This is a genomic window from Micromonospora sp. DH13 (genome assembly GCF_020873825.1).
Classification (GTDB): domain Bacteria; phylum Actinomycetota; class Actinomycetes; order Mycobacteriales; family Micromonosporaceae; genus Micromonospora; species Micromonospora haikouensis.
The window spans coordinates 1-23,910 of sequence record NZ_JAHWGR010000032.1 but is presented as its reverse complement, the minus strand read 5'-3'; the positions used below and the strand labels follow the sequence as shown (position 1 = coordinate 23,910).

Annotated in this window: 28 protein-coding genes; 14 read left to right on the top strand and 14 right to left on the bottom strand. The window is 75.2% G+C overall.

Features of this window, described 5'->3' with window-relative positions:
* Position 1 precedes the first annotated feature (1 nt).
* Both LPA42_RS25840 and LPA42_RS25835 read left to right on the top strand, forming a co-directional pair.
* Entirely contained in the window at positions 2 to 1,009 is a 1,008-nt protein-coding gene (locus tag LPA42_RS25840) for a LacI family DNA-binding transcriptional regulator (RefSeq protein ID WP_077938176.1), read from the top strand.
* Positions 1,010 to 1,138: 129 nt separating this feature from the next.
* Positions 1,139 to 1,555: a RidA family protein gene (locus LPA42_RS25835; protein ID WP_077938175.1), complete on the top strand. Its 417-nt coding sequence runs from the start codon at positions 1,139 to 1,141 to the stop codon at positions 1,553 to 1,555.
* A gap of 25 nt (positions 1,556 to 1,580) precedes the next feature.
* Here LPA42_RS25835 and LPA42_RS25830 read toward each other — a convergent pair whose 3' ends face one another.
* Positions 1,581 to 2,120: a hypothetical protein gene (locus LPA42_RS25830; RefSeq protein ID WP_144082681.1), complete on the bottom strand. Its 540-nt coding sequence runs from the start codon at positions 2,118 to 2,120 to the stop codon at positions 1,581 to 1,583.
* A gap of 167 nt (positions 2,121 to 2,287) precedes the next feature.
* Between LPA42_RS25830 and LPA42_RS25825 the strand changes: the two genes are divergently transcribed.
* A complete protein-coding gene (locus LPA42_RS25825) occupies positions 2,288 to 3,229 on the top strand; it encodes a GNAT family N-acetyltransferase (protein WP_077938173.1) in 942 nt (313 codons plus the stop codon).
* Between the two features lie 15 nt (positions 3,230 to 3,244).
* Here LPA42_RS25825 and LPA42_RS25820 read toward each other — a convergent pair whose 3' ends face one another.
* Positions 3,245 to 4,060 (bottom strand): EI24 domain-containing protein, encoded by an 816-nt coding sequence (locus LPA42_RS25820; protein WP_077938172.1) that lies wholly within the window; start codon positions 4,058 to 4,060, stop codon positions 3,245 to 3,247.
* Between the two features lie 121 nt (positions 4,061 to 4,181).
* On the opposite strand from LPA42_RS25820, the gene LPA42_RS25815 reads away from it, so the two are divergent.
* On the top strand, positions 4,182 to 5,201 hold the full coding sequence (locus tag LPA42_RS25815) for a YafY family protein (RefSeq protein WP_077938171.1): 1,020 nt from the start codon (positions 4,182 to 4,184) through the stop codon (positions 5,199 to 5,201).
* Here the strand turns inward: LPA42_RS25815 and LPA42_RS25810 are convergent.
* Positions 5,192 to 6,112, bottom strand: coding sequence for an SDR family oxidoreductase (locus LPA42_RS25810; protein ID WP_077938170.1), 921 nt, complete (start codon positions 6,110 to 6,112; stop codon positions 5,192 to 5,194). The genes LPA42_RS25815 and LPA42_RS25810 overlap by 10 nt on opposite strands.
* Positions 6,113 to 6,187: 75 nt before the next feature.
* On the opposite strand from LPA42_RS25810, the gene LPA42_RS25805 reads away from it, so the two are divergent.
* On the top strand, positions 6,188 to 6,886 hold the full coding sequence (locus LPA42_RS25805) for a nucleotidyltransferase domain-containing protein (protein WP_077938169.1): 699 nt from the start codon (positions 6,188 to 6,190) through the stop codon (positions 6,884 to 6,886).
* An 18-nt stretch (positions 6,887 to 6,904) separates the two neighbouring features.
* On the opposite strand, the gene LPA42_RS25800 is transcribed toward LPA42_RS25805, so the two are convergent.
* The 4 genes from LPA42_RS25800 to LPA42_RS25785 form a co-directional block, all read right to left on the bottom strand.
* On the bottom strand, positions 6,905 to 7,792 hold the full coding sequence (locus tag LPA42_RS25800; RefSeq protein ID WP_077938168.1) for an alpha/beta fold hydrolase: 888 nt from the start codon (positions 7,790 to 7,792) through the stop codon (positions 6,905 to 6,907).
* Positions 7,789 to 8,106, bottom strand: a complete 318-nt coding sequence (locus LPA42_RS25795; protein WP_043965247.1) for a DUF2516 family protein — start codon at positions 8,104 to 8,106, stop codon at positions 7,789 to 7,791. The genes LPA42_RS25800 and LPA42_RS25795 overlap by 4 nt, the downstream gene beginning before the upstream one ends.
* Before the next feature lie 134 nt (positions 8,107 to 8,240).
* On the bottom strand, positions 8,241 to 9,053 hold the full coding sequence (locus tag LPA42_RS25790) for a hypothetical protein (RefSeq protein WP_077938167.1): 813 nt from the start codon (positions 9,051 to 9,053) through the stop codon (positions 8,241 to 8,243).
* The gene (locus tag LPA42_RS25785; RefSeq protein ID WP_077938166.1) at positions 9,050 to 9,721 is read right to left on the bottom strand and encodes a helix-turn-helix domain-containing protein; all 672 of its coding nucleotides are present in this window, start codon (positions 9,719 to 9,721) and stop codon (positions 9,050 to 9,052) included. The genes LPA42_RS25790 and LPA42_RS25785 overlap by 4 nt, the downstream gene beginning before the upstream one ends.
* Positions 9,722 to 9,967: 246 nt before the next feature.
* Between LPA42_RS25785 and LPA42_RS25780 the strand changes: the two genes are divergently transcribed.
* The 3 genes from LPA42_RS25780 to LPA42_RS25770 all read left to right on the top strand — a co-directional run bounded on the left by LPA42_RS25780 (position 9,968) and on the right by LPA42_RS25770 (position 12,857).
* Positions 9,968 to 10,765: an alpha/beta fold hydrolase gene (locus LPA42_RS25780; protein WP_228986920.1), complete on the top strand. Its 798-nt coding sequence runs from the start codon at positions 9,968 to 9,970 to the stop codon at positions 10,763 to 10,765.
* A gap of 84 nt (positions 10,766 to 10,849) precedes the next feature.
* Positions 10,850 to 11,470: a SigE family RNA polymerase sigma factor gene (locus tag LPA42_RS25775; protein WP_077938163.1), complete on the top strand. Its 621-nt coding sequence runs from the start codon at positions 10,850 to 10,852 to the stop codon at positions 11,468 to 11,470.
* A complete protein-coding gene (locus LPA42_RS25770; RefSeq protein WP_077938162.1) occupies positions 11,460 to 12,857 on the top strand; it encodes a hypothetical protein in 1,398 nt (465 codons plus the stop codon). The genes LPA42_RS25775 and LPA42_RS25770 overlap by 11 nt, the downstream gene beginning before the upstream one ends.
* 48 nt (positions 12,858 to 12,905) lie before the next feature.
* On the opposite strand, the gene LPA42_RS25765 is transcribed toward LPA42_RS25770, so the two are convergent.
* From LPA42_RS25765 to LPA42_RS25750, 4 genes are all read right to left on the bottom strand, one after another.
* The gene (locus tag LPA42_RS25765; protein WP_096761666.1) at positions 12,906 to 13,865 is read right to left on the bottom strand and encodes an asparaginase; all 960 of its coding nucleotides are present in this window, start codon (positions 13,863 to 13,865) and stop codon (positions 12,906 to 12,908) included.
* A 121-nt stretch (positions 13,866 to 13,986) separates the two neighbouring features.
* Complete coding sequence (locus tag LPA42_RS25760) at positions 13,987 to 14,823, bottom strand: 3-keto-5-aminohexanoate cleavage protein (RefSeq protein ID WP_077938160.1); 837 nt, start codon at positions 14,821 to 14,823, stop codon at positions 13,987 to 13,989.
* Positions 14,824 to 15,000: 177 nt separating this feature from the next.
* Positions 15,001 to 16,107: a folate-binding protein YgfZ gene (locus LPA42_RS25755; RefSeq protein WP_077938159.1), complete on the bottom strand. Its 1,107-nt coding sequence runs from the start codon at positions 16,105 to 16,107 to the stop codon at positions 15,001 to 15,003.
* The gene (locus tag LPA42_RS25750; RefSeq protein WP_043965237.1) at positions 16,104 to 16,571 is read right to left on the bottom strand and encodes a Fur family transcriptional regulator; all 468 of its coding nucleotides are present in this window, start codon (positions 16,569 to 16,571) and stop codon (positions 16,104 to 16,106) included. Before LPA42_RS25750 ends, LPA42_RS25755 begins: the two co-directional genes overlap by 4 nt.
* A 68-nt stretch (positions 16,572 to 16,639) precedes the next feature.
* On the opposite strand from LPA42_RS25750, the gene LPA42_RS25745 reads away from it, so the two are divergent.
* The gene (locus LPA42_RS25745) at positions 16,640 to 17,503 is read left to right on the top strand and encodes an aminotransferase class IV (RefSeq protein WP_228986919.1); all 864 of its coding nucleotides are present in this window, start codon (positions 16,640 to 16,642) and stop codon (positions 17,501 to 17,503) included.
* 75 nt (positions 17,504 to 17,578) lie between these two features.
* On the opposite strand, the gene LPA42_RS25740 is transcribed toward LPA42_RS25745, so the two are convergent.
* Both LPA42_RS25740 and mtfM read right to left on the bottom strand, forming a co-directional pair.
* The gene (locus LPA42_RS25740; protein WP_077938157.1) at positions 17,579 to 18,172 is read right to left on the bottom strand and encodes an FABP family protein; all 594 of its coding nucleotides are present in this window, start codon (positions 18,170 to 18,172) and stop codon (positions 17,579 to 17,581) included.
* Between the two features lie 4 nt (positions 18,173 to 18,176).
* Positions 18,177 to 18,281, bottom strand: a complete 105-nt coding sequence (gene mtfM / locus LPA42_RS34245) for a small membrane protein MtfM (protein WP_043966460.1) — start codon at positions 18,279 to 18,281, stop codon at positions 18,177 to 18,179.
* 12 nt (positions 18,282 to 18,293) lie between these two features.
* Here mtfM and LPA42_RS25735 point away from each other — a divergent pair, with 12 nt between their 5' ends.
* The 3 genes from LPA42_RS25735 to LPA42_RS25725 are packed head-to-tail and all read left to right on the top strand — an operon-like array spanning position 18,294 to position 21,178.
* The gene (locus tag LPA42_RS25735) at positions 18,294 to 18,668 is read left to right on the top strand and encodes a DsrE family protein (protein WP_043965234.1); all 375 of its coding nucleotides are present in this window, start codon (positions 18,294 to 18,296) and stop codon (positions 18,666 to 18,668) included.
* A gap of 49 nt (positions 18,669 to 18,717) precedes the next feature.
* On the top strand, positions 18,718 to 19,110 hold the full coding sequence (locus LPA42_RS25730) for a hypothetical protein (RefSeq protein ID WP_077938156.1): 393 nt from the start codon (positions 18,718 to 18,720) through the stop codon (positions 19,108 to 19,110).
* A gap of 10 nt (positions 19,111 to 19,120) precedes the next feature.
* Positions 19,121 to 21,178 (top strand): glycogen debranching N-terminal domain-containing protein, encoded by a 2,058-nt coding sequence (locus LPA42_RS25725; protein ID WP_096761665.1) that lies wholly within the window; start codon positions 19,121 to 19,123, stop codon positions 21,176 to 21,178.
* 45 nt (positions 21,179 to 21,223) lie between these two features.
* On the opposite strand, the gene LPA42_RS25720 is transcribed toward LPA42_RS25725, so the two are convergent.
* The gene (locus LPA42_RS25720; RefSeq protein WP_077938155.1) at positions 21,224 to 22,078 is read right to left on the bottom strand and encodes a hypothetical protein; all 855 of its coding nucleotides are present in this window, start codon (positions 22,076 to 22,078) and stop codon (positions 21,224 to 21,226) included.
* A gap of 229 nt (positions 22,079 to 22,307) precedes the next feature.
* Between LPA42_RS25720 and LPA42_RS25715 the strand changes: the two genes are divergently transcribed.
* Both LPA42_RS25715 and LPA42_RS25710 read left to right on the top strand, forming a co-directional pair.
* Positions 22,308 to 23,498, top strand: a complete 1,191-nt coding sequence (locus tag LPA42_RS25715) for a glycosyltransferase family 2 protein (protein ID WP_228986918.1) — start codon at positions 22,308 to 22,310, stop codon at positions 23,496 to 23,498.
* A gap of 11 nt (positions 23,499 to 23,509) precedes the next feature.
* Entirely contained in the window at positions 23,510 to 23,650 is a 141-nt protein-coding gene (locus LPA42_RS25710) for a hypothetical protein (protein WP_176734426.1), read from the top strand.
* The last annotated feature ends 260 nt before the right edge of the window (positions 23,651 to 23,910 follow it).

The following is a 23,910-nucleotide window of genomic DNA, read 5'->3' as shown; positions in this document are numbered from 1 at the left end:
GATGACGACGGCCCAGCGGCCGACCCTGGAGGCGGTGGCCCGGCGGGCCGGCGTCTCCCGGGCGACCGTGTCGCGGGTGGTGAACGGCTCCACCACCGTCGCCGAGCCGATCCGGGAGGCGGTCCGCCAGGCCGTGGCCGAGCTGGGGTACGTGCCGAACCTGGCCGCCCGCAGCCTGGTCACCCAGCGGACCGACTCCATCGCCCTCGTGCTGCCCGAGGAGGCCACCCGGGTCTTCTCCGACGACCAGGTGTTCCCGAGCATCATCCGGGGCGTCGCGCAGGAGCTGGAGGCCGCCGACAAGCAGCTCGTGCTGATGCTCGCCGGCTCGCCGGCCGGGCACGCCCGGGTGGAGCGGTACACCACCGGGCGGCACGTCGACGGCGTCGTCTTCGCCTCGCTGCACGGGGCCGACCCGCTGCCGGCCCGGCTGGCCCGGCTCGGCATCCCGGTGGTGTGCAGCGGGCGGTTCCTCGGCGACGTCGGCGTGCCGTACGTCGACGTCGACCACGTCGGCGGGGTGACCCGGGCCGTGCGGCACCTGCTCGGCTCGGGGCGGCGGCGCATCGCCACCATCGCCGGTCCGCAGGACATGTTCGCCGGGGTGGAACGCCTCGCCGGCTACCGGGCGGCGATCGCCGAGGCGGGGCTGCCCGAGCGGGTGGCGTACGGGGACTTCACCCGGGAGTCGGGGGCGGCGGCGATGCGGCAGCTCCTCGACGCCCACCCCGATCTGGACGCCGTCTTCGCCGCGTCCGACCTGATGGCGCACGCCGCCATGCGGACGCTGCGCGAGGCGGGGCGGCGGGTGCCCGCCGACGTGGCCGTGATCGGGTTCGACGACATCGAGACGGCCGCGTACACGGACCCGCCGCTGACCACCGTGCGGCAGCCGATACTCGACCTGGGCCGGGAGGCGACCCGCCAGCTCCTGCGGATGGCGGCCGGCGAGGACGTCGAGCCGGCCCTCGTGCTGCCCACCGAGCTGGTCCTGCGCGCCTCGGCGTAAGGAGGGGCCCCTTGTTAACGCATACGGTAGAGAGGGGTTCCCTTCTCACCACCTCCGGCGGGCGCGTGAGCGCGTGGCGGGGCGGTTATCGCGTGGCGGCCGGGTCGGGGGCGGGCTAGCGTCACGCGGATGAGCGATCCCGTGGCGCTGGTGCGCGTGTCCGAACTCTCCGACGTCGCCGAGTACGCGTACGCGGCGACCGTCGACCCGCCGGCCCGGCTGGTGTTCGCCGCCGGCGCCTGCCCGCTGGACGCCGACGGGCGTACGGTCGCGCCGGGCGACCCGGCGGCGCAGGCCCGGCAGGTGATGGCCAACCTGGAGGTCGCGCTCGCCGCCGCCGGGGCGCGGCTCGCCGACGTCGTCAAGACCACGGTGTACGTGGCGTCGACCCAACAGGCCGACCTGGTGGCCGCGTGGGAGGTGGTCCGGGACGCGTTCGGCGACCACGAGCCGCCCAGCACCCTGCTCGGGGTGACCGTGCTCGGCTACAACGACCAGCTCGTCGAGGTGGAGGCGGTCGCCGCCGTCCGGGAGCCCGGCCGCTGACGGTGCGCTCCGCCGGGCGGGCCGCTCAGGACGACGGTGCCTCGGACGCCGGGCAGACCGCCGTGAGCGCGAAGGAGCCGGCGTCCCCGGCGATCGCCGCCGAGCCGCCCGTCAGGGTCCAGCCGGCGGGCAGGCGCAGCCAGGCCGCGCTGGCCCCGGCGTCGTCCACGGTCAGCGCGCCGCCCTCGGTGGGCACGGTGAGGGCGACGCGTTCCCGGTTCGGGGCGACGAACTCGGGCGTGACCGCGACGAACCGGGCCCCGACCCCGCCGGCCGCCAGGCCGAACACCCACACGTCCTCGTCCGGATAGGGCCCGCCGCCCAGGCCCGCGGCGCACGCCGGCCCGCGCCCGGCCGCCCGGACCGGCGCGTCGGCCGGGTCCAGCCGGATCGTCGTGCGTGGACCGGGCAGGGGCGCGGGCGGCACCGGCAGCGCGGACGGCCGGGCGGTCGACGGGTCGGTCCGGACCTCGCGCCGGGGCAGGCCCGCGGCCCCGAGCACCAGCAGGCAGGCCGTGGTCGCAGAGACCGCGGACCTGAACCGGCCGACCCGCACGCGAGGCACCCCCTATTGCACCTTTCGTCCGCTTCAGGATAGGTGCAAGGAGGGGCCCCTTGTTAACGCATACGGTAGAGAGGGGTTCCCTTCTCACCACTCCGGCGGGCGCGTGAGCGCGTGGCGGGGCGGTTATCGCGTGGCGGCGGGGTCGGGGGCGGGCTAGCGTCACGCGGATGAGCGATCCCCCGGCGCCGGTGCGCGTCGCCCGACCGGACGACGCCTCCGACGTGGTGGCCCTACGGGCGCTTGTCCACCCGTACGTCGTGCGGGGTGTGGCCTCGACCCGGAAAATGATCGCCGAGCCCTCGCCCGGCGAGCACTGGACGGCTTTCGTGGCCGAGGTCGACCGCGCCGTGGTCGGCTGGGTGTCGGCCTACCGCGAGGGCCGGACGTCCACGGACGGGTTCGGCTGCGTCTCGCTGCTGCACGTCCACCCAGACCACCGGGGGCGGGGCCTCGGCTCCGCGCTGCTGACCGCCGCACTCGACCATCTCGCCCCGCTCGGGATCCGCCGGGTGCGTGCCTGGGCGCTGGACGAGGCGCTGCCCTTCGCCCGCCGGCACGGCTTCACCCCGGGCCGGGAGCTGCGCTACTCGGCGCTGGAGCTGCGGTCCGTCCCGCCGCCGCCACCCGCCGCACCTGGCGTACGCCTGCTGCCGTTGGCCGACGTCGGGCCCGATGAGCTGTACCCGGCGGTCCGCGCGGCGGCCGTCGACGAGCCGGGCGACGTGCCGGTGGACGCGATGAGCTACCAGAGCTTCCGGTACGAGATCTGGGACAACCTCGGGCTGGACCGGCAGGCCAGCACGGTGGCCGTGGCCGACGGGAAGGGGGCCGGCGAGGAGGCAGCCGACGAGGGGGTGGTCGCGTTCAGCCTGGTCAAGCGGGACGGCGACCGGATGTGGTCGGACTACACCGGCACCGTGCCGGGGCACCGGGGGCGCGGGCTGGCCCGGCTGGTGAAGACGAGTGCGCTGCGCCGGGCCGCCACCTCGGGGGTACGCGTCGCGTACACCTCGAACGACGCGGCGAACGCTCCGATGCTGGCGATCAACCAGGGGCTGGGCTACCGGCCGGTGACCAGCCAGTGGTCCTGCCTCCGCGAGCTGGGCTGATGGTCGACCTCCCCGTCACCGCTCCTGCACCGGGCGGCCCGGCGGCTCGATGGACTGGCCCATCGCACGACGGGTGAGCAGGGTCGCGCCGGCCACCGCCGCCGGCATGACCAGCACCGCGCCGAGCGGGATCAGGAAGCACACGAAGACGGCCACCCCGAAGCCCAGCGTCGTCGGCCGGTCGGCCTTCAGCAGCGTCCGGCGGTCGGGCAGCCGCATGCCGCGCCGGTAGAACGGGGTCCCCGCCAGCTCCAGCGCGAGGAACCAGCCGCCCACGGCCGCCCCGATCACCGGCACGACGGTCTGGCCGACCACCGGGATGAAGCCGGCCGCGAAGAGCGGAATGCCGACGAGTACGGAGATCGCGACCAGCCGCAGCGAGTCGACGACACTGCGGCGCAGCGACGCCCAGAACGGCGCCTCCACCGCGCCGGGCGTGCCGCCGTAACGCTCCTCGACCCGCTCGGAGATCTTCTCGTAGAACGGGTCGCCGATGGCCAGGGTCACGGCGGTGAAGGTGAGCACCGCGAGCAGCCCGCCGACGCCGAGGAAGGCCAGGCCGGCGACGACCCGGACGAGGCTGCGGGCGGTGCCGGACCAGTCGTCGGCGAACGGGGTGACCAGCGCGGCCAGGTCGTCCACGAAGTAGACGAGGGTGGCGAAGGCGGCCACGAAGAGGGTTCCGGAGATCAGCGCCGGCACGATGCCGAGCAGCATCAGGCCGGGACTGCGGACGTACAGGCCGATGCCGCGCAGGAGCAGCCCGACCCCGGAGAAGAATCGGCCGACGGCACCGGTCACCGGCGCGGTGATGCTGCTGGGTACGTTCACGACCGCTGAGCCTATCGGCGCCCGTCCCGCCCGGCCCGCCAAGCAACGCGGGGCGAGGTGAGAAGGGTTCCCTTCTATACCGCAGGCGTTAACAGGGGGCCCTTCCTTACACAATGGGTGGGTGCGGGCCTCGCGGTTGATCTCGTTGGTGCTGCTGCTCCAGTCGCGGGAGGCGATGACGGCGGCCGAGCTGGCCCGCGAGCTGGAGGTCTCCGAGCGGACGGTCTACCGGGACGTGCTGGCGCTGTCGGCCGCCGGGGTGCCCGTCTACGCCGACCGGGGCCGGGCCGGCGGCTACCGCCTGCTGGGCGGCTACCGGACCCGGCTGACCGGGCTCACCCGGGACGAGGCGGAGGCGCTGTTCCTGGCCGGGCTGCCCGGGCCGGCGGGCGACATGGGGCTGGCCGACGCGGTCGCCTCGGCCGAGCTGAAGGTGCTGGCCGCGCTGCCGCCGACGCTGCGCGACGCGCCCGCCCGCGCCGGGCAGCGGTTCCACCTGGACGTGCCGGGCTGGTTCCGCGACGCGTCGCCGCCGCCCCGGCTGGCAGAGCTGGCCCGTGCGGTGTGGGCCGACCGGGTCGTCGAGCTGCGCTACCGGCGCGGCGACGGCGAGGTCGTCCGGCGGGTCGAGCCGTACGGGCTCGTGCTCAAGAGCGGGACCTGGTATCTGGTCGCCCGCGTCGGCGACGGCACGCGCACGTACCGGGTCGACCGGGTGGTCGACGTGACCCCGGGCGGGGAGGCGTTCGACCGCGACGAGGGCTTCGACCTCGGCGGCTACTGGGGCGAGCAGGCCGAGGCGTTCCTGCGGAGCATGCAGCGGACCCGGGTCCGCGTCCGGCTGAGCCCCGCCGGCCTGCGCGCGCTCCGCAGCGCCCCGGAGACCCCCTTCGGGTACGCGGAGGCGACGGCCGCCGCCGGTGCGCCCGACGGCGACGGCTGGGTGGTCACCTGGCTGCCGATCGAGTCCGTCGACGTGGCGTACGACCTGGTGCTGCGGCTCGGGCCGGAGGTGGAGGTGCTGGATCCGCCGGAGCTGCGGGGGCGGGTGGCCGCTACCGCCGCCCGGCTCGCCGAGTTGTACGGCGGGCCGGGCGGCGGACGGGAGGGCCACGAGCGGACGGGCGACAGTCAGCGGTAGTCGGCCGCGTCAGCCTGCTTGCCGCCGTGCACGACCTCGGTGATGTAGCGGAAGCCGTCCGGTTGGCTGCCGTCGAGGTCGGTGAAGCCGTACACGCGGCTCAGTTCGCCGGCGGAGGTCGACCTGCCGTTCCAGCGGGCCCGGTCGGGGTCGGCGGCCAGCGCGGCGACGGCCCGCCCGACGAACGCCGGGGTCTCCGAGATGAGGAAGTGCGGGTCCTTCGCCGCCCCGTCGCGCCAGTTGGCCTCGGTGACCCCGAAGTGCTCCAGCATGAACTCGGAGCGGATCCAGCCGGGCGAGAGCGCGACGGCGGTGCCGCCGTGCGGCTCAAGCTCGTGCGCCTGGGTGAAGGCGAGCCGGTTAACGCAGGTCTTGGCGAGGTCGTAGAAGACCGACAGCCGGTAGTGGGCGTCGTTGTACTCCCGGGTCCCGTCGCCGATCTCCACCACCAGCCCGCCGGGGCGGCGGATCAGCAGCGGCAGGGCGAAGTGGCTGGTGATGATGTGGGTGTCGACCGCGAGCCGCAGGGTGCGGAAGCCGGCGTCGAGGGGCTGTTCCCAGACGGGCTTCTCCCAGGTGATCAGGGGGTCGGCGCCCCACACGTCGTTGACCAGCACGTCGAGCCGGCCCTGCTCGGCGTCGATGCGGGCCACCAGGTCGCGCACCTGCTCGGGCACGAGGTGGTCGACCCGGGCGGCGATGCCGGTGCCGCCGGCGGCGGTGACCAGCTCGGCGGTCTCCTCGATGGTCTCCGGCCGGTCCAGTTCGGAGCGGCCGGCGGTGCGGCTGCTGCGGCCGGTGGCGTACACCGTCGCCCCGGCCGCGCCCAGCTGGATCGCGATCTGCCGGCCGGCGCCCCGTGTCGCCCCGGCAACCAGCGCGACCGTCCCGGTCAGGGGTTTTGTCGTCATGCGTCGACCCTGACAGCAATACCTGACAGCCGAAGTCCGGTTTCGCGAACGGGTGTCCTGCGTCATGCTCGGCGCATGCACCTGCTGCTCTCCGGGATCGTCGGCTCGGTGGCGTACGGGCTGGCCCGGCCCGGCTCCGACGTCGACCGGATCGGGGTGTTCGCCGCGCCGACCGTCGCCTTCCACGGCCTGCACCCGCCCCGCGAGTCGGTGGTCACCACCGAGCCGGACGTCACCCTGCACGAGGCCGGCAAGTACGCCCGGCTGGCGCTGGGCGGCAACCCGACCGCCACCGAGCTGATGTGGCTGCCCGACGACTGCTACGAGACGCGCACCGCGCTCGGCGACCGGCTGATCGGCATCCGGTCGGCGTTCCTCAGCGCGCCCCGGGTCCGCGACGCCTACCTCGGGTACGCCGCGCAGCAGTTGCGCAAGCTCGCGTCCCGGGGCGACGGGACGTTCTCGGCCGACACGCGGCGGCGGACCGCGAAGCACGCCCGGCACCTGGCCCGGCTGGTGCACCAGGGCCGACTGCTCTACGCCACCGGCGTGCTGGAGATCCGCCTGGCCGACCCGGAGCGGTTCCGGGCGTTCGGGGAGCGGGTGGCCGGCGGGCAACTGGCGGAGGCGCGGGACCTGCTCGCCGAGGCGGAACGCGACTTCGACACGACGCGTACGCCGCTGCCGCAGCGGCCCGACGAGGCCACGGTGGAGCGTTGGCTGCTCGACGTGCGCGCCGCCCACCTGCCGCCGGCCGGGGCGTGCCCCGGGTGACGCCTGCGGCGGCCGGCGTCACCCGTTGAGGAACCCCGAGATCCGCTCCCGCAGGTCGGCGCGCTCCGACCAGAGCACGCCCGGGCGGTCGTACACGTGGAGGGTGGCCCGGGGCAGGGCGGCCGCGAGCTGCTCGGCGACCTCGACCGGGTGCAGGTCGTCGCCCGCGCAGGCGAGCACCAGGGCCGGGGCGGCCACCGCGGCAAGCTGCGCCCGGTCGCCGAGCGGGGCCTGGTCGGGCAGGTCGGCGAGGCCCGCCGCGAGGCCGTCGCGCAGCAGGTGGTCGAGCCGCTGCCGAAGGTATGCCCACCCGGCGGGCGTGTTGCGCACGGCGGGCGGCAGCTCGGCCGAGACGACGTCGGCGACGGCGGAGGCGTCGCCGCTCTCCACCGCCTCGATCAGGTCGGTGATCCGGCTCCGGGCGGCCGGGGTGCGGGGCCGGTCGAGCGCCGCCGGGAGGAAGAAGACCAGCCGGTCGAAGCGCTCCGGGCTCTCGGCGAGCAGCCGGCACAGCGCGCCCGCACCGAGGCTCGCGCCGAACGCGCGGGTGGCGTTGCCGAGGTCGGCGACGGCCCGCAGGTCCCGGGCGAGGTCGAGATAGCTCCACGGCCCGGGCGGTGCCTCGGAACGGCCGTGCCCCCGGAACTGGAAGAAGACCTTGCGGCCGGCAACGCCGCTGCCGAAGGGCCGGGTGGTGGCGATGCCGTTGCCCAGCCCGTGCGCGAACACGGTGACCGGGTCGCCGACGCCGGTGACGAGCTGTTCGAGGCGCACCCCGTGCGGGGTGGCGACCAGCTCCGTCTCCGGCTCGGGCAGGGCCGGCCGGCCCGTACGCGGGGCGCCCGGGCCGGGGCCCCAGGTCCGTGGCCCGCCGTCCGGCGGCGGTGGCCAGCGGAACCCTCTCACCAGGAGGATCCCCGGCCGTCGTGCAGGTCACGCAGCCCCACCCGGACGTCCAGCAGATAGATCAGGGCGGCGGCGATGCCGATCAGGCCGAAGATGTTCAGCACGTTGTTGGTCAGCAGCGTGAGCACCAGGCACACCGCGAGGATGGCGATCCACCCGCCCTTGGGCAGGGTGCCGATCGCGGCGAAGCCCTCGCCGCGCTGGGTGATCGCGTGCACGAGCGCCACCCCCTCGATGACGAGGGCGAACACCAGCAGCAGCATGGTGATCCAATACTGGACCTGGAAAGCGAAGATCGGCGCGGCGATGGCCATGCCGGCAAGCTTATGCCGACGACCCCGGATCCGTCCGCCAGGACGTCTCCGGGGTCGTGCGGCGTCTCGCTCCGGCAAGCCGCCGGGCGGCTGCTGCCGCGGGGCGGCGGCGGGGGCCGAACGGGGTCGCTGCGCTACTCGGCGGCCGGGCGGGTCCGCCGGGTGGCCTTGGGCAGCTTGGCCGACGGGGTGTCGGCGGCCTCCGGGGCCGGGCTGTCGGCGGCCTTGGCCTTGGGGCCGCCCTTGGCAGCGGTCTTCGCGGTGGCCTTGGCCGTGGTCGCCTTGGTCGCGCGGGTGCGCGGGGTCCGGGCGGCGGCCGGCTTGGCCTCGACGACCTCGGCCACGTCGGCCGGGGTCGGGACGTCGGCCTTCGCCGCCGGGGCGGGCGCGGCCGGGGCCGGGTTCAGCTCGGCCTCGGTCGCCGCGATGTCGGCGTTGACCGTGTCGGCGGCCTCCAGCACGCCGGCACCGACCACCCGCTCGCCACGGGCGACCAGCTCGGCGTACGCGGCGAGGGCCCGCTCCTGGGCGGCCTGCGCGCCGGCGACGACGACGGCCGCGTTGCGGGCGGCCAGCCCGCGCAGCCGGTCGAGGTCGGTCAGCTCGCGCAGGCGGTTGACGTCCGCGGCCTCGCGCAGCCGGTTCAGGTCGGCGACCTCCCGCAGCCGGTTGACGTCGGCGGCCTCGCGCAGCCGGTTCAGCTCGGCCGGGACGGACCGGCCACGCAGCTCGGCGGCGGTCTGGTTGGCCGTACGCAGGGTCTCGGTGGCCTTCTGGCGCAGCTCGAAGCCGGTCACGACGGCCTTGCCGCCGAGGTCGGCGGCGACCTTGCCACTCAGGTCGGTGACCACCGTGGGCAGCTTGCGCAGCTGCTCCAGGGCCAGGTCGCCGGCGCCGGCGGCGGCGTAGAGCGGGGCCGGGATGCGGTGGGTCTTCGGCTGGGTCATGACTTCTCCTCCTCGACCGCGGCGGCGGTCTGCTCGGTCTCGACGGCGGTCGCCCTCTCGGCGGCCTTCCTCGCGGGCGTGCTGCTGGGCGGGGCGGGTGCCGGGCCGGCCTCGGTGACGGCGACCGACTCCAGGACCGCCTCGGTCGGGGTGCCCTCCGGCGTGGTGGGCCCGGTCGCGGCCGGCGTGGCCGTGCCCGGGGCCTCCGGGGCGGCGGCCGGCGCGGACGGAGCGGCGGCCGTGGCGGCCGGGCCGGCACCCGAGCCCGCCTGGGCGGCTTCGGCGGTGGCCTCGGCCGCCTCGGCGGCGGCCTCCGCCTCGGCGAGCCGGCTGTTCTCCCGCCGGAACGTCTCGTAGATCTGGGTCAGGGACTGCTTCTGCGCCATCGTGAGATCGGGGTCGACCACGATGGCGGCGAGCACGCCCTGCCCCTCCTTGTCGTCGAGCAGGCCGGCCCGCAGGTACATCGCCGGGGTGGAGACCCGCAGCGCGCTGGCGAGCTGCTGGAGCACCTCGGCGCTGGGCTTGCGCAGGCCGCGCTCGATCTGGCTGAGGTACGGGTTGCTGACGCCCGCCTGCTCGGCGAGCTGCCGCAGCGAGATCTTGGCGTTGCGCCGCAGGTCACGGATGAACCCGCCGACGTCAGGTAGGTCCTTGGGAGTGGCCATGACCCCACGCTAACCGGCCCTGCTAGCTGCTGCAAGCAAAACGCTAACCCGAGTTAGCAAGGTCTCACGCCGGGCCGGGCACGCGGTCGTCGCGGGACGGGATGCCGGCCGGATGGGGGTATCAACGGGACGGGATACCCCCACGTCCCCGACATGAAGTCGATCAACCCGGCCCGCCGCCCCCGGTCAGCGCCGCCCGGCTTGAATCTGTTGCGCGCCGTGCGTCCGGTCCGTACCTTCCCCGGGGTGACGAAGATCGAGATCAACGGCGCGAATCTCGCGTACGACGACACGGGTGACGGAACGCCCGTGCTCCTGCTGCACGCCGGCATCGCCGACCGGCGCATGTGGCGCGGACAGGTGCAAGCCCTGGCCGCCCGGCACCGCGTGATCGCCGTCGACCTGCGCGGCTACGGCGACTCCGAACTGCCCACCGACCCGTTCGCCCACCACGACGACGTGGTCGGCCTCCTGGACGCCCTGGAACTGCCCCGAGCCGCCCTCGTCGGGTGCTCCTTCGGCGGGGCCGTGGCGATCGACACCGCTCTCGCATACCCGGATCGGGTCGGCGCACTCGCCCTGTTCGGCACGGCCGTCAGCGGCAGCGAGTGGTCCGACGAGGCCAACGACCTCTGGGACGACCTGGTGGGCGAAACCGACCCCGAGGACTACGCGGCCACGGCGGCCGGCGAGGTGCGGTTCTGGGTGGTCGGCCCGGGCCGCCGCCCCGAAGACGTCGACCCGGAGCTGATCCGGTTCGCCGAGGAGATGGACCGCCGGGCCCTCGCGGCCGAGCTGGCGCTGAGCGCCGTCGAGGTGGACGAACTCGACCCGCCCGCGATCGAGCGGCTCGGCGAGCTGCGCGTACCGGTGCTGGTGGCCGCCGGGGCCGCCGACGTGCCGGACATCGGCAGACTGGCCGACCGGATCGCCGCCGAGGTGCCGGGCGCGGTGCGGCTGCCGGACGTACCGGACGCCGGGCACCTGCTCCCCCTGGAACGCCCGGACGCCGTCAACGACGCGCTGCTGGACTTCCTGCGGTAGATCGGTCCCGACCCCGGTCAACCTTTCCTGCCCGCCCCGGGTCTTCCTCTCGACGGTGACGCCGGGCAGGACTGGAGATCGCAGGTGACGGAGGACAGCTTCCGCGAGTTCGTCGAGATCCGGTACGCGGATCTGCTGCGGACCGCGTACCTGCTGACCGGTTCGCGGCACGCGGCCGAGGACCTGGTGCAGAGCGCGCTGATACGGGTGATGCGCCGCTGGCGGCACGTCGACAACCCCGTCGCCTACGTTCGCCGGATCATGGTCAACGAACGGGTCAGCCTGTGGCACCGGTTCGGTTCCCGGGAGTTCCTGGCCGGGGTGACCGGCGCCTGGCGGTTGCACGCCGGCCAGAGCCGGGGCCCGGACGTCGCGGACGACGTCGTGCTGCGCGACGAGGTGCTCACCGCGCTGCTCGGCCTCCCGCCCCGGATGCGGGCCGTGCTGGTGCTGCGCTACTGGGAGGACCTCCCCGAGGCGCAGATCGCCGAGGCGCTCCGTTGCTCGGTCGGCACGGTGAAGAGCCAGGCGTCCCGTGGGCTCGCCCGGCTGCGCGCGGTACTGCCGGCCTCGCCAGCCGGGTCGCCCTCGTCACCTGCCCGGGAGCCGTCGTCCGACACCCCGGCGCCGTCGTCCGACAAGCCGCCACCGTCGGACGCGTCGCCGGTCACGACGAGAGGAAGAGGTGTGCACGATGGCCGATGAGATCAGGCACGCGTTGACGCGGCTCGCCGAGCCGGTGATGCCCGGCCCCGACCCGTACCAGCGGTTGCTGGTCCGGGTCCGCCGACGCCGGCAGCGACGGATCACGGTGGCGGGCGTGGCCGGCCTGACGGCGGCGGCGCTGGCGCTGCCGGCCTTCGGTGCGGCCGGCCGGCTCGTCACCGGCGTGGCATCGTCGCCGCCTGCCACCGGGACCTACCAGCCGGCGAGCCGGATCGAGACGCCGCTGGTGCGGCAGCTGCTGGACTCGCCGACCCGGGGCAACCTCGCCGGTGACGGGGCGCTGATCGCGGACATCCAACGGCAGTACCGGACGGCCCGCGCCCGGTTGCTGGTCGACCCGGCACTGGGCGAGGTGAAGGTGCTGCTGGCCCACGACGCACCGGGCGGCCGGATCGTGGTGGTGGCCTTCGTCGGCGACTCGCACGCGTTGCTCCGCTCCGCGATCGCGCAGGTCGGGGCGTCCGTGCCGGACCTGTTGGGCAAGACCGGCACCCCGGACGCGCCGCTGCCCCTGGAGCCGTACGCCTTCCTCAGCCGACTCTCGCCGACGGACGGCGGGCACGTCGCCGACGTCACGGTCGGGCTCGCCCCGGCCGGGTGCCTCGTCGAGACCTCCGGCGACGGCCGGCTCCAGCCGGACGGCTCGATCGCCCGCAGCTGGCAGGTGGCGAGCAGCGACGGTCTCGCAGTCGGCGGGGCGGGCCCGGTGACCGAGCGGTGGCGCTTCACCTGCCAGGGCGTGGTGCGCTACTCCGGTCCGGCGGGTGGCGGGCCGGGGGTGGTCCTGTCGACGAAGGCGGCGGCACCGGTCTCCACCGCCGGCGCGCGCGGCCCGGTGGACGCCGCGCTCGCCGCTGTCGCCGTGCGCGACCTGCGCGAGCTGGCCGAGGGCCAGGGGCTCACCGGACCGGCTCCGAAGGTGGTCTGGGGCGGGCGGCTGCCCGACTGGGTCTCCGACGCCCCGGAGGCCGTGCTGGTGAACTCCTGCTCGACCGACGCCGGCTGCGCCGCGTTGCTGAAGATCGACGCAGGGCCGCAGCCGCCACGGGAAGCGAGCGCACCGACCGGCTATCGGACCGCCGTCGGCCGCCCCGACCTGACCGTCGTCCCGGTGCCGGGAGAGACGGCCGGGGTGCTGGTCGTCGGGCCGGAAACGGCAACGCGCGTCGAGCTGCTCGACAAGAGCGGGCGGACGATCGCCGACGGCCAGCTCGCCGCCGGGGCCGGCGCGCTGCGCGTCGATCCTCGCCAGGTGGTCGGGGCGAAGGTCTTCGACGCGGCCGGCCGGCTCCTGCTGACCGGGGCCACGCCGAACCTCGACACCAACTCCGACCAGTTCGGCGAGCCGACCGTGTGGGCCTGGTGACGAGCGGGGCCTGGTGACGCGCTGGTTCGGCCCCGAGGCCCTGCCGCGTCACCAGACCGGGCGGACCGCCCCGACCGGGATCCCGCCGCCGAGCAGCGGCAGCTCGGCGTACTCGTCGAGCACGGGTGCCCGGACGCCCAGCCGGCGCAGCGCGGAGACCAGGACCGGCATCCGGGCCCGCGTCGCCCCGTCGTCGATCTTCAGGGCGACCGCGCCGACGCCGGGGAGCGCGGCGGCGATCACCCCCTCCGCGCCGATCTTCGCGAGCGCGCCGGGCAGGCCGCGCATCAGCCGGCTGTCCTCGGCCCAGGTGCCGCCGACCAGCTCCGGGTGCGCCCGCATGGCGTCCGCGACGGCCCGCTCCGGCGAGCCCGGCACGGCGGAGACCAGCCGCAGGTACGCGCGGGCCAGCCCGGTCAGCGACACGGCCAGCACCGGCGCGCCGCAGCCGTCGACGCCGACCGCCGCCACCGGCTCCCCGGTGCACTCCTCGACGGCCGCCCGCAGCGCGAGCTGCAACGGGTGCTCCGGCTGCCGGTAGCCCGCCCGGGGCCAGCCGGCGGCCAGGCAGGTGAGCAGCATGCCGGTGTGCTTGCCGGAGCAGTTCATCCGGCCCCGGGTCGGCCCGCCGCCCGCGCGCAGCACCGCCTCCCGGGCCAGCTCGCCCATCGGCAGGTCGGGCGGGCAGCCCAGGTCGGACTCGTCCAGCCCGGCACCGGCCAGCAGCGCGCCGACCCGGGCCACGTGGAACTCCTCCCCGGCGTGACTGGCCGACACGATCGCCACGTCGGCCGGGTCGGTCAGCGGCAGCCCGGCGCGGAGCATGCCGACCGCCTGCATCGGCTTGCTGGCCGAGCGGGGGAAGACCGGTGACCCCACGTCACCGGCGGCGGCGACCGTCGCGCCGGCCGCGTCGAGCACCACCACCGAGCCGCGGTGCAGCCCCTCCACGAACCCGGAACGGACCACCTCGGCCAGCGGCACGCCACCGGAGTACGTCTTGCTCACGGATGGACGGTACCGAGGGGCCGGCGGGCGGCGAAACGCGGGTGACCAGCGCAGTCGCCCGAGCCGCGACAGGGGCGACGGCCGGGCCGGGGCTTACCGGCGCGCGCCGCCCTGCCGGGGCCTAGTGGGGTGCGACGCCGAGCAGCTCGCGGGCCTCGGTGGTGGTCAGCGGCGGGCGCTGCGCGAGCTGGGCGAAGCCCACCGCCCGCGCCACGAGCTGCATGTTCGACTCGACCGGCCGGCCCTTCGCGTACGTCACCGTGTCCTCCAAGCCGACCCGCAGGTGCCCGCCGGCCGACAGGGAGGCCAGCAGCACCGGGATGGTGCTGCGTCCGATGCCGGTGGCCGAGAACGTGGTGCCCTCCGGCAGGTCGCGCAGCGCCTGGTGGGCGGCGGCCAGCGTCGCCGTGGTGCCCGGCATCCCGCCCGGCACGCCCATCACGAAGTCGACGTGCACGTGCCCGCCGTGCGGCAGCCCGTGCTTGCCGAGGAGCCGCTGCAGGGCGGTCAGGTGGCCGAGGTCGAAGATCTCGTACTCGGGCACGATGCCGCGCTCCTGCATCCGGGTGTGCAGGTCGACGATGAACTCCCAGCGGTTGAGGAAGACGTCGTCGCCGAAGTTGAGCGTGCCCATGGTGCAGGACGCCATGTCCGGCCCGGCGTCGAGCACGGCCAGCCGGTCGGCCTCCGGGTCGGTCACCGCGCCGCCGGTGGAGAGCTGCACGATCAGGTCGGTCCCCTCGCGCAGCGCCGCCACGGTCTCCCGCAGCCGCCCCTGGTCGAGCGTGGGCCGGGCCTCGTCGTCGCGGATGTGGACGTGGATCACGGCGGCGCCGAGCGCCTCGCACTCCTTGGCGGTCAGCAGCAGCTCGTCGAGGGTCACCGGCAGCGCCGGGACCTCCGCCTTGGCCGACTCCGCGCCGGTGGGGGCAACCGTGATCAACGTCCCTGTCGTCATGCCGGCGATCCTAGACGCCCCGCCGGGGCCCGGTCGACGGCGCGCGCTCCCACAGCGGACGCGCCCGTCCGCCAGCCGGCCACCGCACCGCGCGCCGCCCACGCACCGCCTGCGCGCCGGCTGCGGTGTTAGGAGGGGGCCCTTCCTATACAAAAAGCGTTAACAGGGGGCCCTTCCTTACTCGATGGCGGCGGCTGAGTCGCCGACGAGCAGGCGGGCGTCGTCGGGGACGTTGCGCTTCAGCACCGCCAGCGCGACCTGGCCCAGCTCGTGGTGGAGCACCGCCGTGCCGACGAAGCCGACCGCCCGGCCGTCGAGGGTCACCGGCGTGCCGGCGGCCGGCAGCCGGTCGGTGGTCACCCCGTCCAGGTGCAGCAGTACGAGGCGACGCGGCGGCCGCCCCATGTTGTGCACCCGGGCCACCGTCTCCTGGCCCCGGTAGCAGCCCTTGTCCAGGTGCACCGCCGGGGCGATCAGGTCCACCTCGGCCGGGATGGTCCGGTGGTCGGTGTCCACCCCGACCCGGGCCCGCCGGGCGGCGACCCGGATCGCCTCGTACGCCCACAGCCCCACCGGCGGCACCCCGGCCGCGCGCAGCTCGGCGACGACCCGGTCCATGGCGGGGCGGGGCACCAGCAGGTCCACGCCCAGCGGCCCCCGCCGGGCCCACCCGCCGCCGGGCAGCGGCGCGACCGCGTACCGGACGGTGGGCCGGGGCGGCAGCTCGCCGGCGCGGAACTTCGGGCCGGGCACCGCGACGGCGTCGGGCGCGGCCAGCCCGGTCACGCCCAGCGTGGCGAGCGCCCCGGTCGCCTCCGGCCCCACCAGCGAGAGCAGGGCGTGCTCGGCGGTGGCGTCGCGGGGCTCGACCTTGCTGAAGAACCGCATCTTCTCCAGGTACGTCAGCAGGCCCCCGGTGGCGCCGGGCTCCGTGTCGAGCCAGGTGGTGTCGCCGTCCTCGGCGACCATGGCATGCTGCTCGACGTGGCCGTGCGGGGAGAGCACCAGCAGCTCGGTGCCCTCGCCGGGGGCCAGCGCGGCCAGGTGCTGGGTGGTGAGGGTGTGCAGCCAGCCGATGCGCTCCTCGCCGGGCACGGCGACGACGCCCCGGTGCGACCGGTCGACGAGGCCGACGGCGGTGTCGAGGACGCGCTGCTCCCGCAGCGGGTCGCCGTAGTGGGCGGCGACGGACAGCACCCCGGCCGCCCGGTGCGCCGGCTCCGGCTGATCCCGGGTCTCCTCGTCGATGGCGTCGGTGGTCACCGCACCCGCGATGTCGATCATTTCTGCTCCCCGTCCTCGCTCCGGCCCGGCACGCCCTCGTCCGCGGGGTCCTCCCCGCACCGGCCGCAGACGCCGAACAGCGCCACGTGCCCGATGTCCACCCGGAACCCGCGCTCGGCGACCAGCCGGTCGGCCAGCGGCCCGAGCAGCCCCGGGTCGATCTCGTCGATCGCGCCGCACTCCCGGCAGACGAGGTGGACGTGCTGGTGCTCGCCGGCCGCGTGGTAGGTGGGCGAGCCGTGCGACAGGTGGGTGTGGGTCACCAGGCCGAGGCGTTCCAGCAGCTCCAGCGTGCGGTAGATGGTGGTGATGTTGACCCCGGCGGCGACCTCGCGGACGGCGGTGTGCACCTGCTCCGGTGTGGCGTGCCCGAGATCCAGCACCGCCTGGAGGATCAGCTGCCGCTGCGCCGTCAGCCGCAGCCCACGGGCGCGGAGCACTTCCGCGAGGGATGACTCGGACACCGTCCGATCATAGTTCGGCCGCCGCGAAGCGTCGGCCGCCACGGGGTACGCGACTAGGCTCACCGGTCGTGGCGGAGGTGGGCAGCGGGGCGGACGCGCGGGTCGCGGTGCTGGGGCGGGGCGTCGTGCCGGCCGTCGAGCCGGTGCTGCGCGGCGACGACCTGGGCGCGTTCCAGGGCGACGGGCTCTTCGAGACCATGCACGTACGCGGCGGGCGGCCCTGGCTGCGCGACGAGCACCTGGCCCGGCTGGCGCGGGGGGCCGCCCGGATCGACCTGCCGCTGCCGCCGGCCGGGGTGCTGGTCGAGCTGCTGGAGGAGGTCTGCGCGGGCTGGCCGGTCGACGCGGAGGGCGCGCTGCGGCTGGTCTGCACGCGGGGGCCGGAGGGCGGCGGGCCGCCGTCGGCGCACGCCACTCTCGCCGGGGTGCCGGCCGCCGCCCGGCGGGCCCGGCTCGAAGGGATCTCCGTGGCGACCCTGCCGCTGGGCGTGGCCGCCACCGCCCGCCCCGCCCTGGGCTGGCTCCCGGTCGGGATCAAGTCGACGTCGTACGCGGTGAGCGCCGCCGCCCGCCGCTGGGCCGCCGGGCACGGCGTGGACGACGTGCTGTGGGTCTCCACCGACGGCTACGCCCTGGAGGGGCCGACCGCGAACGTCGTCTGGCTGGTGGGGCGCACCCTGTGCACGGTGCCGGCCGCCGCCACCGGCATCCTGCCCGGGGTGACCGCCGCCTGGCTGCTGGACCACGCCGCCGACCTGGGCCTGACCGCCGAGGAGCGCATGGTCACCCCGGCCGGGCTGCGCGCCGCCGACGGGGTGTGGTTCACCTCGTCCCTGCGCGGCCTGGCCCCGGTGCACACCCTGGACGGGGCCCGCCTGCCGCGCCCGGCGCTCACCGAGGCCGCCCAGGCCCTGCTGGCCCACCCCCGCTGAGGGCGCGGGGCGGCGGAACCGGGCCGGGCCGGGCGGCCGGGCCCGGAGGCCGGGAGGCCGGGCCGGCGGCGCGGGTCAGCCGGCGACGCGGATCAGGCGGGCCGACAGGTGCGGGGTCAGGGAGTGGCCCACGGCGGCCATGTCCTGCGCGTAGAGCAGGGCGCCCTCGACGATGCCGAAGAGGCGGTGGCCGGCCGTGACCTCCTTGGCCGTGGCGGTGCGCACCACGGCGTCGGTGACGAACTCGACCTGGGTGCCCTTGCGCTTGCCGATGTGCAGCTCCATCACGCCCGTCGGCACGGACATGAGGGCCTCCAGCTCGTCGGTGGCCCGGCCGTCACCGTCGAGCACCGGTCGCCACCAGCCGATCTCCCGGCCGCCGGGGCGCACCGGCCGGCTCTGCTCGTCGAGGATCCACGCCCGCGACTCGTAGTGCAGGAACGGCCGGCCGTCGTGGCTGATCCGGATCTCCTGGGCGAAGTCGAAGTCCTCGATCGTCGGGTAGCCGCCCCGGCCCCGGCCGCGCCACACCCCGACGTACGGCAGCAGGCCGTCCAGCGTCGGGTGCAGCTTCGGGCCGACGCGCAGATCGTGGCTCTCCTCGTACGGGTACTCCTCGACCGGGGGCGCGTTCAGCCACGGCGGCTGGAGGGGGTTCTCGTCGCTCACCAGGTCACCAACGTCCTCTCGAGATGCGTACGGCAACGTAGACCAGGCCACCGGCGAGCGCGCCCAGGCCGGCGACCAGCAGGCTGACGAACCCGATCTCGGTAACCATCCCGGTCATCCTATGCTGGGCCCCATGGCCCGCTCTCTCGTCGTCAAGGCGACCGCCGGGGCCGACGCCCCGGAGCGGTGCGCCCAGGCATTCACCGTCGCCGCCACGGCCGCCGCCGCCGGGGTGGACGTGTCGCTCTGGCTGACCGGGGAGTCGACCTGGTTCGCGCTGCCCGGCCGGGCGCAGCAGTTCGAGCTGCCGCACTCCGCGCCGCTGGGCGAGCTGCTGCACGTGATCCTGACGACGGGTCGGGTGACCGCCTGCACCCAGTGCGCGGCCCGGCGGGACATCGGCCCTGGCGACGTGCTGCCCGGCGTGCGGATCGCCGGGGCGGCGGTCTTCGTCGAGGAGGCGATGGCCGAGGAGGCGCGGGCACTCGTCTACTGAGTGTCGATAACCACCCGGTTCGTCCCCCGCCCTGCCTACGATCTCCCCTGTGACCGGGGCGACGACCGAGGCGACGGAGCGGTTCTTCGCGACGCTGCCGGCGCGCGCCCCCGCCGTCCTGCGCGGCCCGGTGCGCGGCACGCTCCAGCTCCGGATCACCACCGGCAACCACAGCGAGCACTGGCGGGTCGAGATGGCCCCCGGCTCGGCCCGGGTGACCCGGGAGACCGGGCCGGCCGACGCCTACTGGTTCGGCAGCGCCGACCTGTTCGACCAGCTCGTCACCGGCCGGGCGCACGGCATCTCGTCGATGCTGCGCAACGAGAGCACGTTCACCGGCGACGTGGTGCTCTTCCTGGCGTTCCGGCGGTTCTTCCCGGAGCAGCCCGGCACCCGGGATCCCCGGGCGGTGGCCCGGGAGCAGACCGGCCGGCCGGCGTGAGGAAGCCCGCGTGAGGGAGCAGGTCAGCATCCTCGACGGCAACACCTTCCTGGTCAGCGACCGGCGGGGCGACATCGAGCCGTCGCAGGACTTCCCGACCGGGCTGTTCTCCTTCGACACCCGGTTCCTGTCGACCTGGGTGCTGACCGTCGACGGGGAGCGGCTGCATCCGCTCTCCACCGACGACGCGTTCTCGTACCGCACCCGGTTCTTCCTGGTGCCCGGCGCGCCGACGCACTACCTCGACGCGAAGGTGTCGGTGATCCGCAGCCGGTCCATCGGCGGCAGCTTCGCCGAGGAGCTGACCGTGCTCAACCACTCCGGGCGGCAGGTCGAGTTCGTCGTCCGGGTCGACATGGGGGCCGACTTCGCCGACCTGTTCGAGATCAAGCAGGCCCGGCGCAAGAAGGGCCGGGCCACCGCCACCCCGGGGGAGAACGAGCTGCGGTTCACGTACCGGCGGGAGGGTTTCCACCGGGAGACCGTGGTGGGCAGCAGCGCCACGGCGACCGTCGACCCGGCGGGCATGACGTTCCGGGTGTGCGTCGATCCGCACGGCGAGTGGACGACCCGACTCGACGTGGCCACGGTGATCTACGGGGCCCGGGGCGAGGACGTCCGGGCCAACCTGCCGCTGGGCGCGGAACCCCGCTCGGTCGCCGAGATCCAGGCCGAGCACGAGGAGATCGTCGCGCGGGCGCCGAAGCTCGGCTGCGACTGCGAGCCGCTGGCCGGGGCGTACCTGCGGAGCCTGAACGACCTGGCGGCCCTGCGTTACGAGTCGATCGCCCTCGGGGTGCGGCTGATGGCCGCCGGGCTGCCCTGGTTCATGACCCTGTTCGGGCGGGACAGCATCTTCACCTCGCTGCAGATGCTGCCGTTCCTGCCGGACCTGGTGCCGCCGACGATCACCATGCTGGCCGGTCTGCAGGGGTTCCGGATCGACGACTTCCGCGACGAGGAGCCCGGCAAGATCCTGCACGAGCTGCGGTACGGCGAGACGGCCGGGTTCGAGGAGCAGCCGCACTCGCCGTACTACGGCGCCGCCGACTCGACGCCGCTGTTCGTGATCCTGCTCGACGAGTACGAGCGGTGGACCGGCGACACCGCCCTGGTGCGGCAGCTGGAGGCCCCGGCCCGGGGCGCGCTGGAGTGGATCGACACGTACGGCGACCTGCTCGGCACCGGGTACGTCTGGTACCGGACCCGCAACCCGGAGACGGGGCTTGCGAACCAGTGCTGGAAGGACTCCTGGGACGCCATCTCCTACTCGGACGGCCGGCTGCCGGGCTTCCCCCGGGCCACCTGCGAGACCCAGGGGTACGCGTACGACGCGAAGCTGCGCGGGGCGCGGCTGGCCCGCACGGTCTGGAACGATCCCGCGTACGCCGAGCGGCTGGAGCGGGAGGCGGCGGAGCTGAAGGAGCGGTTCAACCGGGACTTCTGGCTGCCCGACCGCGAGTACTACGCGCTGGCGCTGGACCCGGACGGGCGGCCCGTCGACGCCCTGTCGTCGAACATCGGTCACCTGCTGTGGAGCGGGATCGTCGACGCCGACAAGGCCGGCCCGGTCGCCGCGCACCTGCTCGGGCCCCGGCTGTTCTCCGGCTGGGGCGTGCGTACGCTCGCCGACGACCAGGGCCGCTACAACCCGATCGGCTACCACGTCGGCACGGTGTGGCCGTTCGACAACGCGATCATCGCGTGGGGCCTGTGGCGGTACGGCTTCCGCGAGGAGGCCGGCCGGATCTGCGAGGGGATCTTCTCGGCGTCGCGGCACTTCGGCGGGCGGCTGCCGGAGGCGTTCGCCGGCTACGAGCGGGACCTCACCGACTATCCGGTGGAGTATCCGACGGCGTGCAGCCCGCAGGCCTGGTCGGCCGGCACCCCGCTGCTGCTGCTGCGGGTGATGCTCGGCCTGGAGCCGCAGGGCGAGCATCTGATCATCGATCCGGCGGTGCCGGAGGGCATGGGCCGGGTGGAGCTGCTCGACATCCCCGGCAGGTGGGGGCTGGTCGACGCGCTGGGCCGCAGCCGCACCGCCAGCGACCCGGTGCGCCGCCGCTGAGCCCGTCAGGCTCGGGAGGACTGGGCTGGGCGTGGCGGGTGGGCGTCAGGGGCAGGGCGTGGTGGCGGTGAGGTCGCCGCCGGTCAGGGCCACCGTGACCGCGCCGGCACGGTAGGCGTACCCCTCGGGGGTGTCGAACAGGACCGCGCGGCCGGCGGCCGGGGCGAGCGCGGTGGCCGGCGCGGCCGGGGCGGGGTCGAGGGTGACGCGGGCGGTGCGGGCCTGGCGGTCGCCGCCGGGGCACGGCGCGGCGAGCAGCTCGGGGGCCGGCGCGGCGGGGGCGGCCAGCGCCCGCAGGGCGGCGGCGAGCGCGTCCGCCTCCGGGCCGCCCTGCGCGGACGGCGGGCGGTAGCCGTCGCCGACGGGCCGGCACCCGGTGCGGACGGTCAGCCGGAGCCGGCCGTCGCCGGCCGGGCGGCCCTCGACCAGCACGAACTCCCCCGCATCGGCCCGCAGCCGGGGGCCGTCGCCGGTCACCCGGACCCCGGCCTCCCAGCCGGCCGGCAGCCGGTCGGCGACCTCGGTGAGCACCGCGCGGGGGTCGGCGGCGGGGTCGAGGATCTCCACGCCGCGCTCCAGGGTCGCGCCGTCGAGCAAGGGGGTCACCCGGCAGCCGGGCTCCGTGCGGGCCGGCGTGAGCGCGACCGCCCGGTCGCCGGCCGCCGCGACCAGCTCGCCCACCGCGCGGTCGACCACCGGCCCGGCCTGGGCCAGGCTGCGCTGCTCGCGGACCGTCGGCCCGTCGTCGCGGACCGAGACCCAGGTGAGTACGCCGAGCAGCACCGCCCAGGCCACGGTCGCCACGAGCAGCCAACGGGACCGGCGGGCCGGCGGCGTCGGCTCTCCGCTTCCGCCGGGGCCGGTCGGCGGGGCGTATCCGGCAGGGGCAGCACCACTCACCCGCTCATCGTGTCACGCGGGGCCCAACGCCCGGCCGGCGCGCGGCGCTTCACACCCCTGACCGGCCACGACTCCGCCGGCCGGCGACGGCGGGTCAGCCGAACGGCCAGAACCCGGGCCGGCATTTGGCGACCGCCCGAAGAACACGTAGCGTTACCGCAGCGCCGCAACGTGAGCGGCTTTCGCATACCCCCTCACCTGCGAAATGGGCCTCATGCGGGAAGTTTTCTTGATCTCCACGATTACTCTCGGTGGGATCGTCCTGTTCCTCATCGTGGCCGCCTTCGGCTACGGCTTCCTCCGCCCCGAGCGGGTCACCCGGCACGGCGAACGCCCCGAGTTCCCCCGGTACCGGCCGGTCGCCCCCGACGAGGTGGCCATCATGATCGCCTGCCGGAACGGGGCGGCGACGATCGCCGGGGCGGTGCGGGCCGCCCGCGCCACCGGCGCCCAGGTATACGTGGTCTCCGACGCCTCCACCGACGCGACCGCGCGGGAGGCCGCCGAGGCCGGGGCCGAGGTGCTGGAACTCACGGAGAACGTCGGCAAGCCAGCCGCCCTGCACGCCGGATACGTCCGGTTCGGGCTCGGCACCGCGTACCGGGCCGTCGCCATCCTCGACGACGACGTGCTGGTCGCGCCCGACTTCGTCACCGCCGCGCTGGCGCACCTCACCGAGCGGGTGGCGATCGTCGTCGGGCACAACGTCACCTGGTGGCCGCCGGAGCGGCGGTGGAACCCGTGGCTGGCCAAGCGCGCCTACAGCTACTGGAACTACCAGGCAGTCGTACGCCGCATCCAGAGCCACTTCAACGTCATGAACTGCATCTCCGGCTCGAACTCGATCTACCGCACCGAACTGCTCGACGTGCTGCTGCCGCAGCAGCCGCCGTACATCGTCGACGACACGTACTGGGTGCTGGAGACGCACCGCCGGGGCCTCGGCCGCGTCGTGTACGCCCCCCGAGCCACCGCACTGCTGCAGGACCCGACGAACGGCCGGGACTGGTACAAGCAGAACCTGCGCTGGCTGTGGGGCACCTTCCAGGGCATCATCGGGCACCGCGTCGGCCGCCGGAACACCCGCTTCGACTACGCGTACGTGCTGCTCATGGCCCACTGGCTGCTCTACGTGCTCGGCGCGCCGCTCACGCTGTGGCTGCTCGCCACCGCCGGGCCCGGCCTCGGCACGGGCCTGCTGCTCCTGCTCGCCGGCCAGGGGCTCTGGGTCGCGCTCGCCGCCTGGCGGCTGCGCCGCCCCCGTCTGCTGCTGTTCCTGCCGACGATCGTGCTGGCCGACCTGCTGTACCGGGTGATCCTGGTGCACGCCCTGGTCAAGGCCATCCGCCAGCCAACGGTGGACCGGTGCGTGTGGGCCTCCCCCACCCGCTTCGCCGTCCCCGCCACGACCGACGCGTGAGGGAGGTGAACATGTCCGCGAGCCAGGATCTGCCGGTGACGGGCGCCTCCACGGCGGCCGTCGGCCTGATCGGCGCACTCGCCCTCGGCATCGGCGCGCTGCTGGTGACGGTGGCCCAGTGGGGCGCCAAGCTCCGCCGCCGAGGCAACTGACCCCCGCCTGCCCCGCCCCTCTCCCGCCCCCGCTCCCCGCTCCCGCCCCCGCTCCCCGCTCCCGCCCCCGCTCCCCGCGATCTTGCAGTTTCGGCCCCCGCATAAGCGGCAAAAGAGACAGAATCGGGGCCCTAAGTGCCAGATCTGTGTAGGTCTTTGTCAAGCGGCGGCTTCGAGGGTGGGCCCGATTTGTCGGGCTATGTAGCGTTTGAGGCTGCGGGTGATCTCGGCTGGGGTGCGGCCTTCGGTGGTGCGGCGGT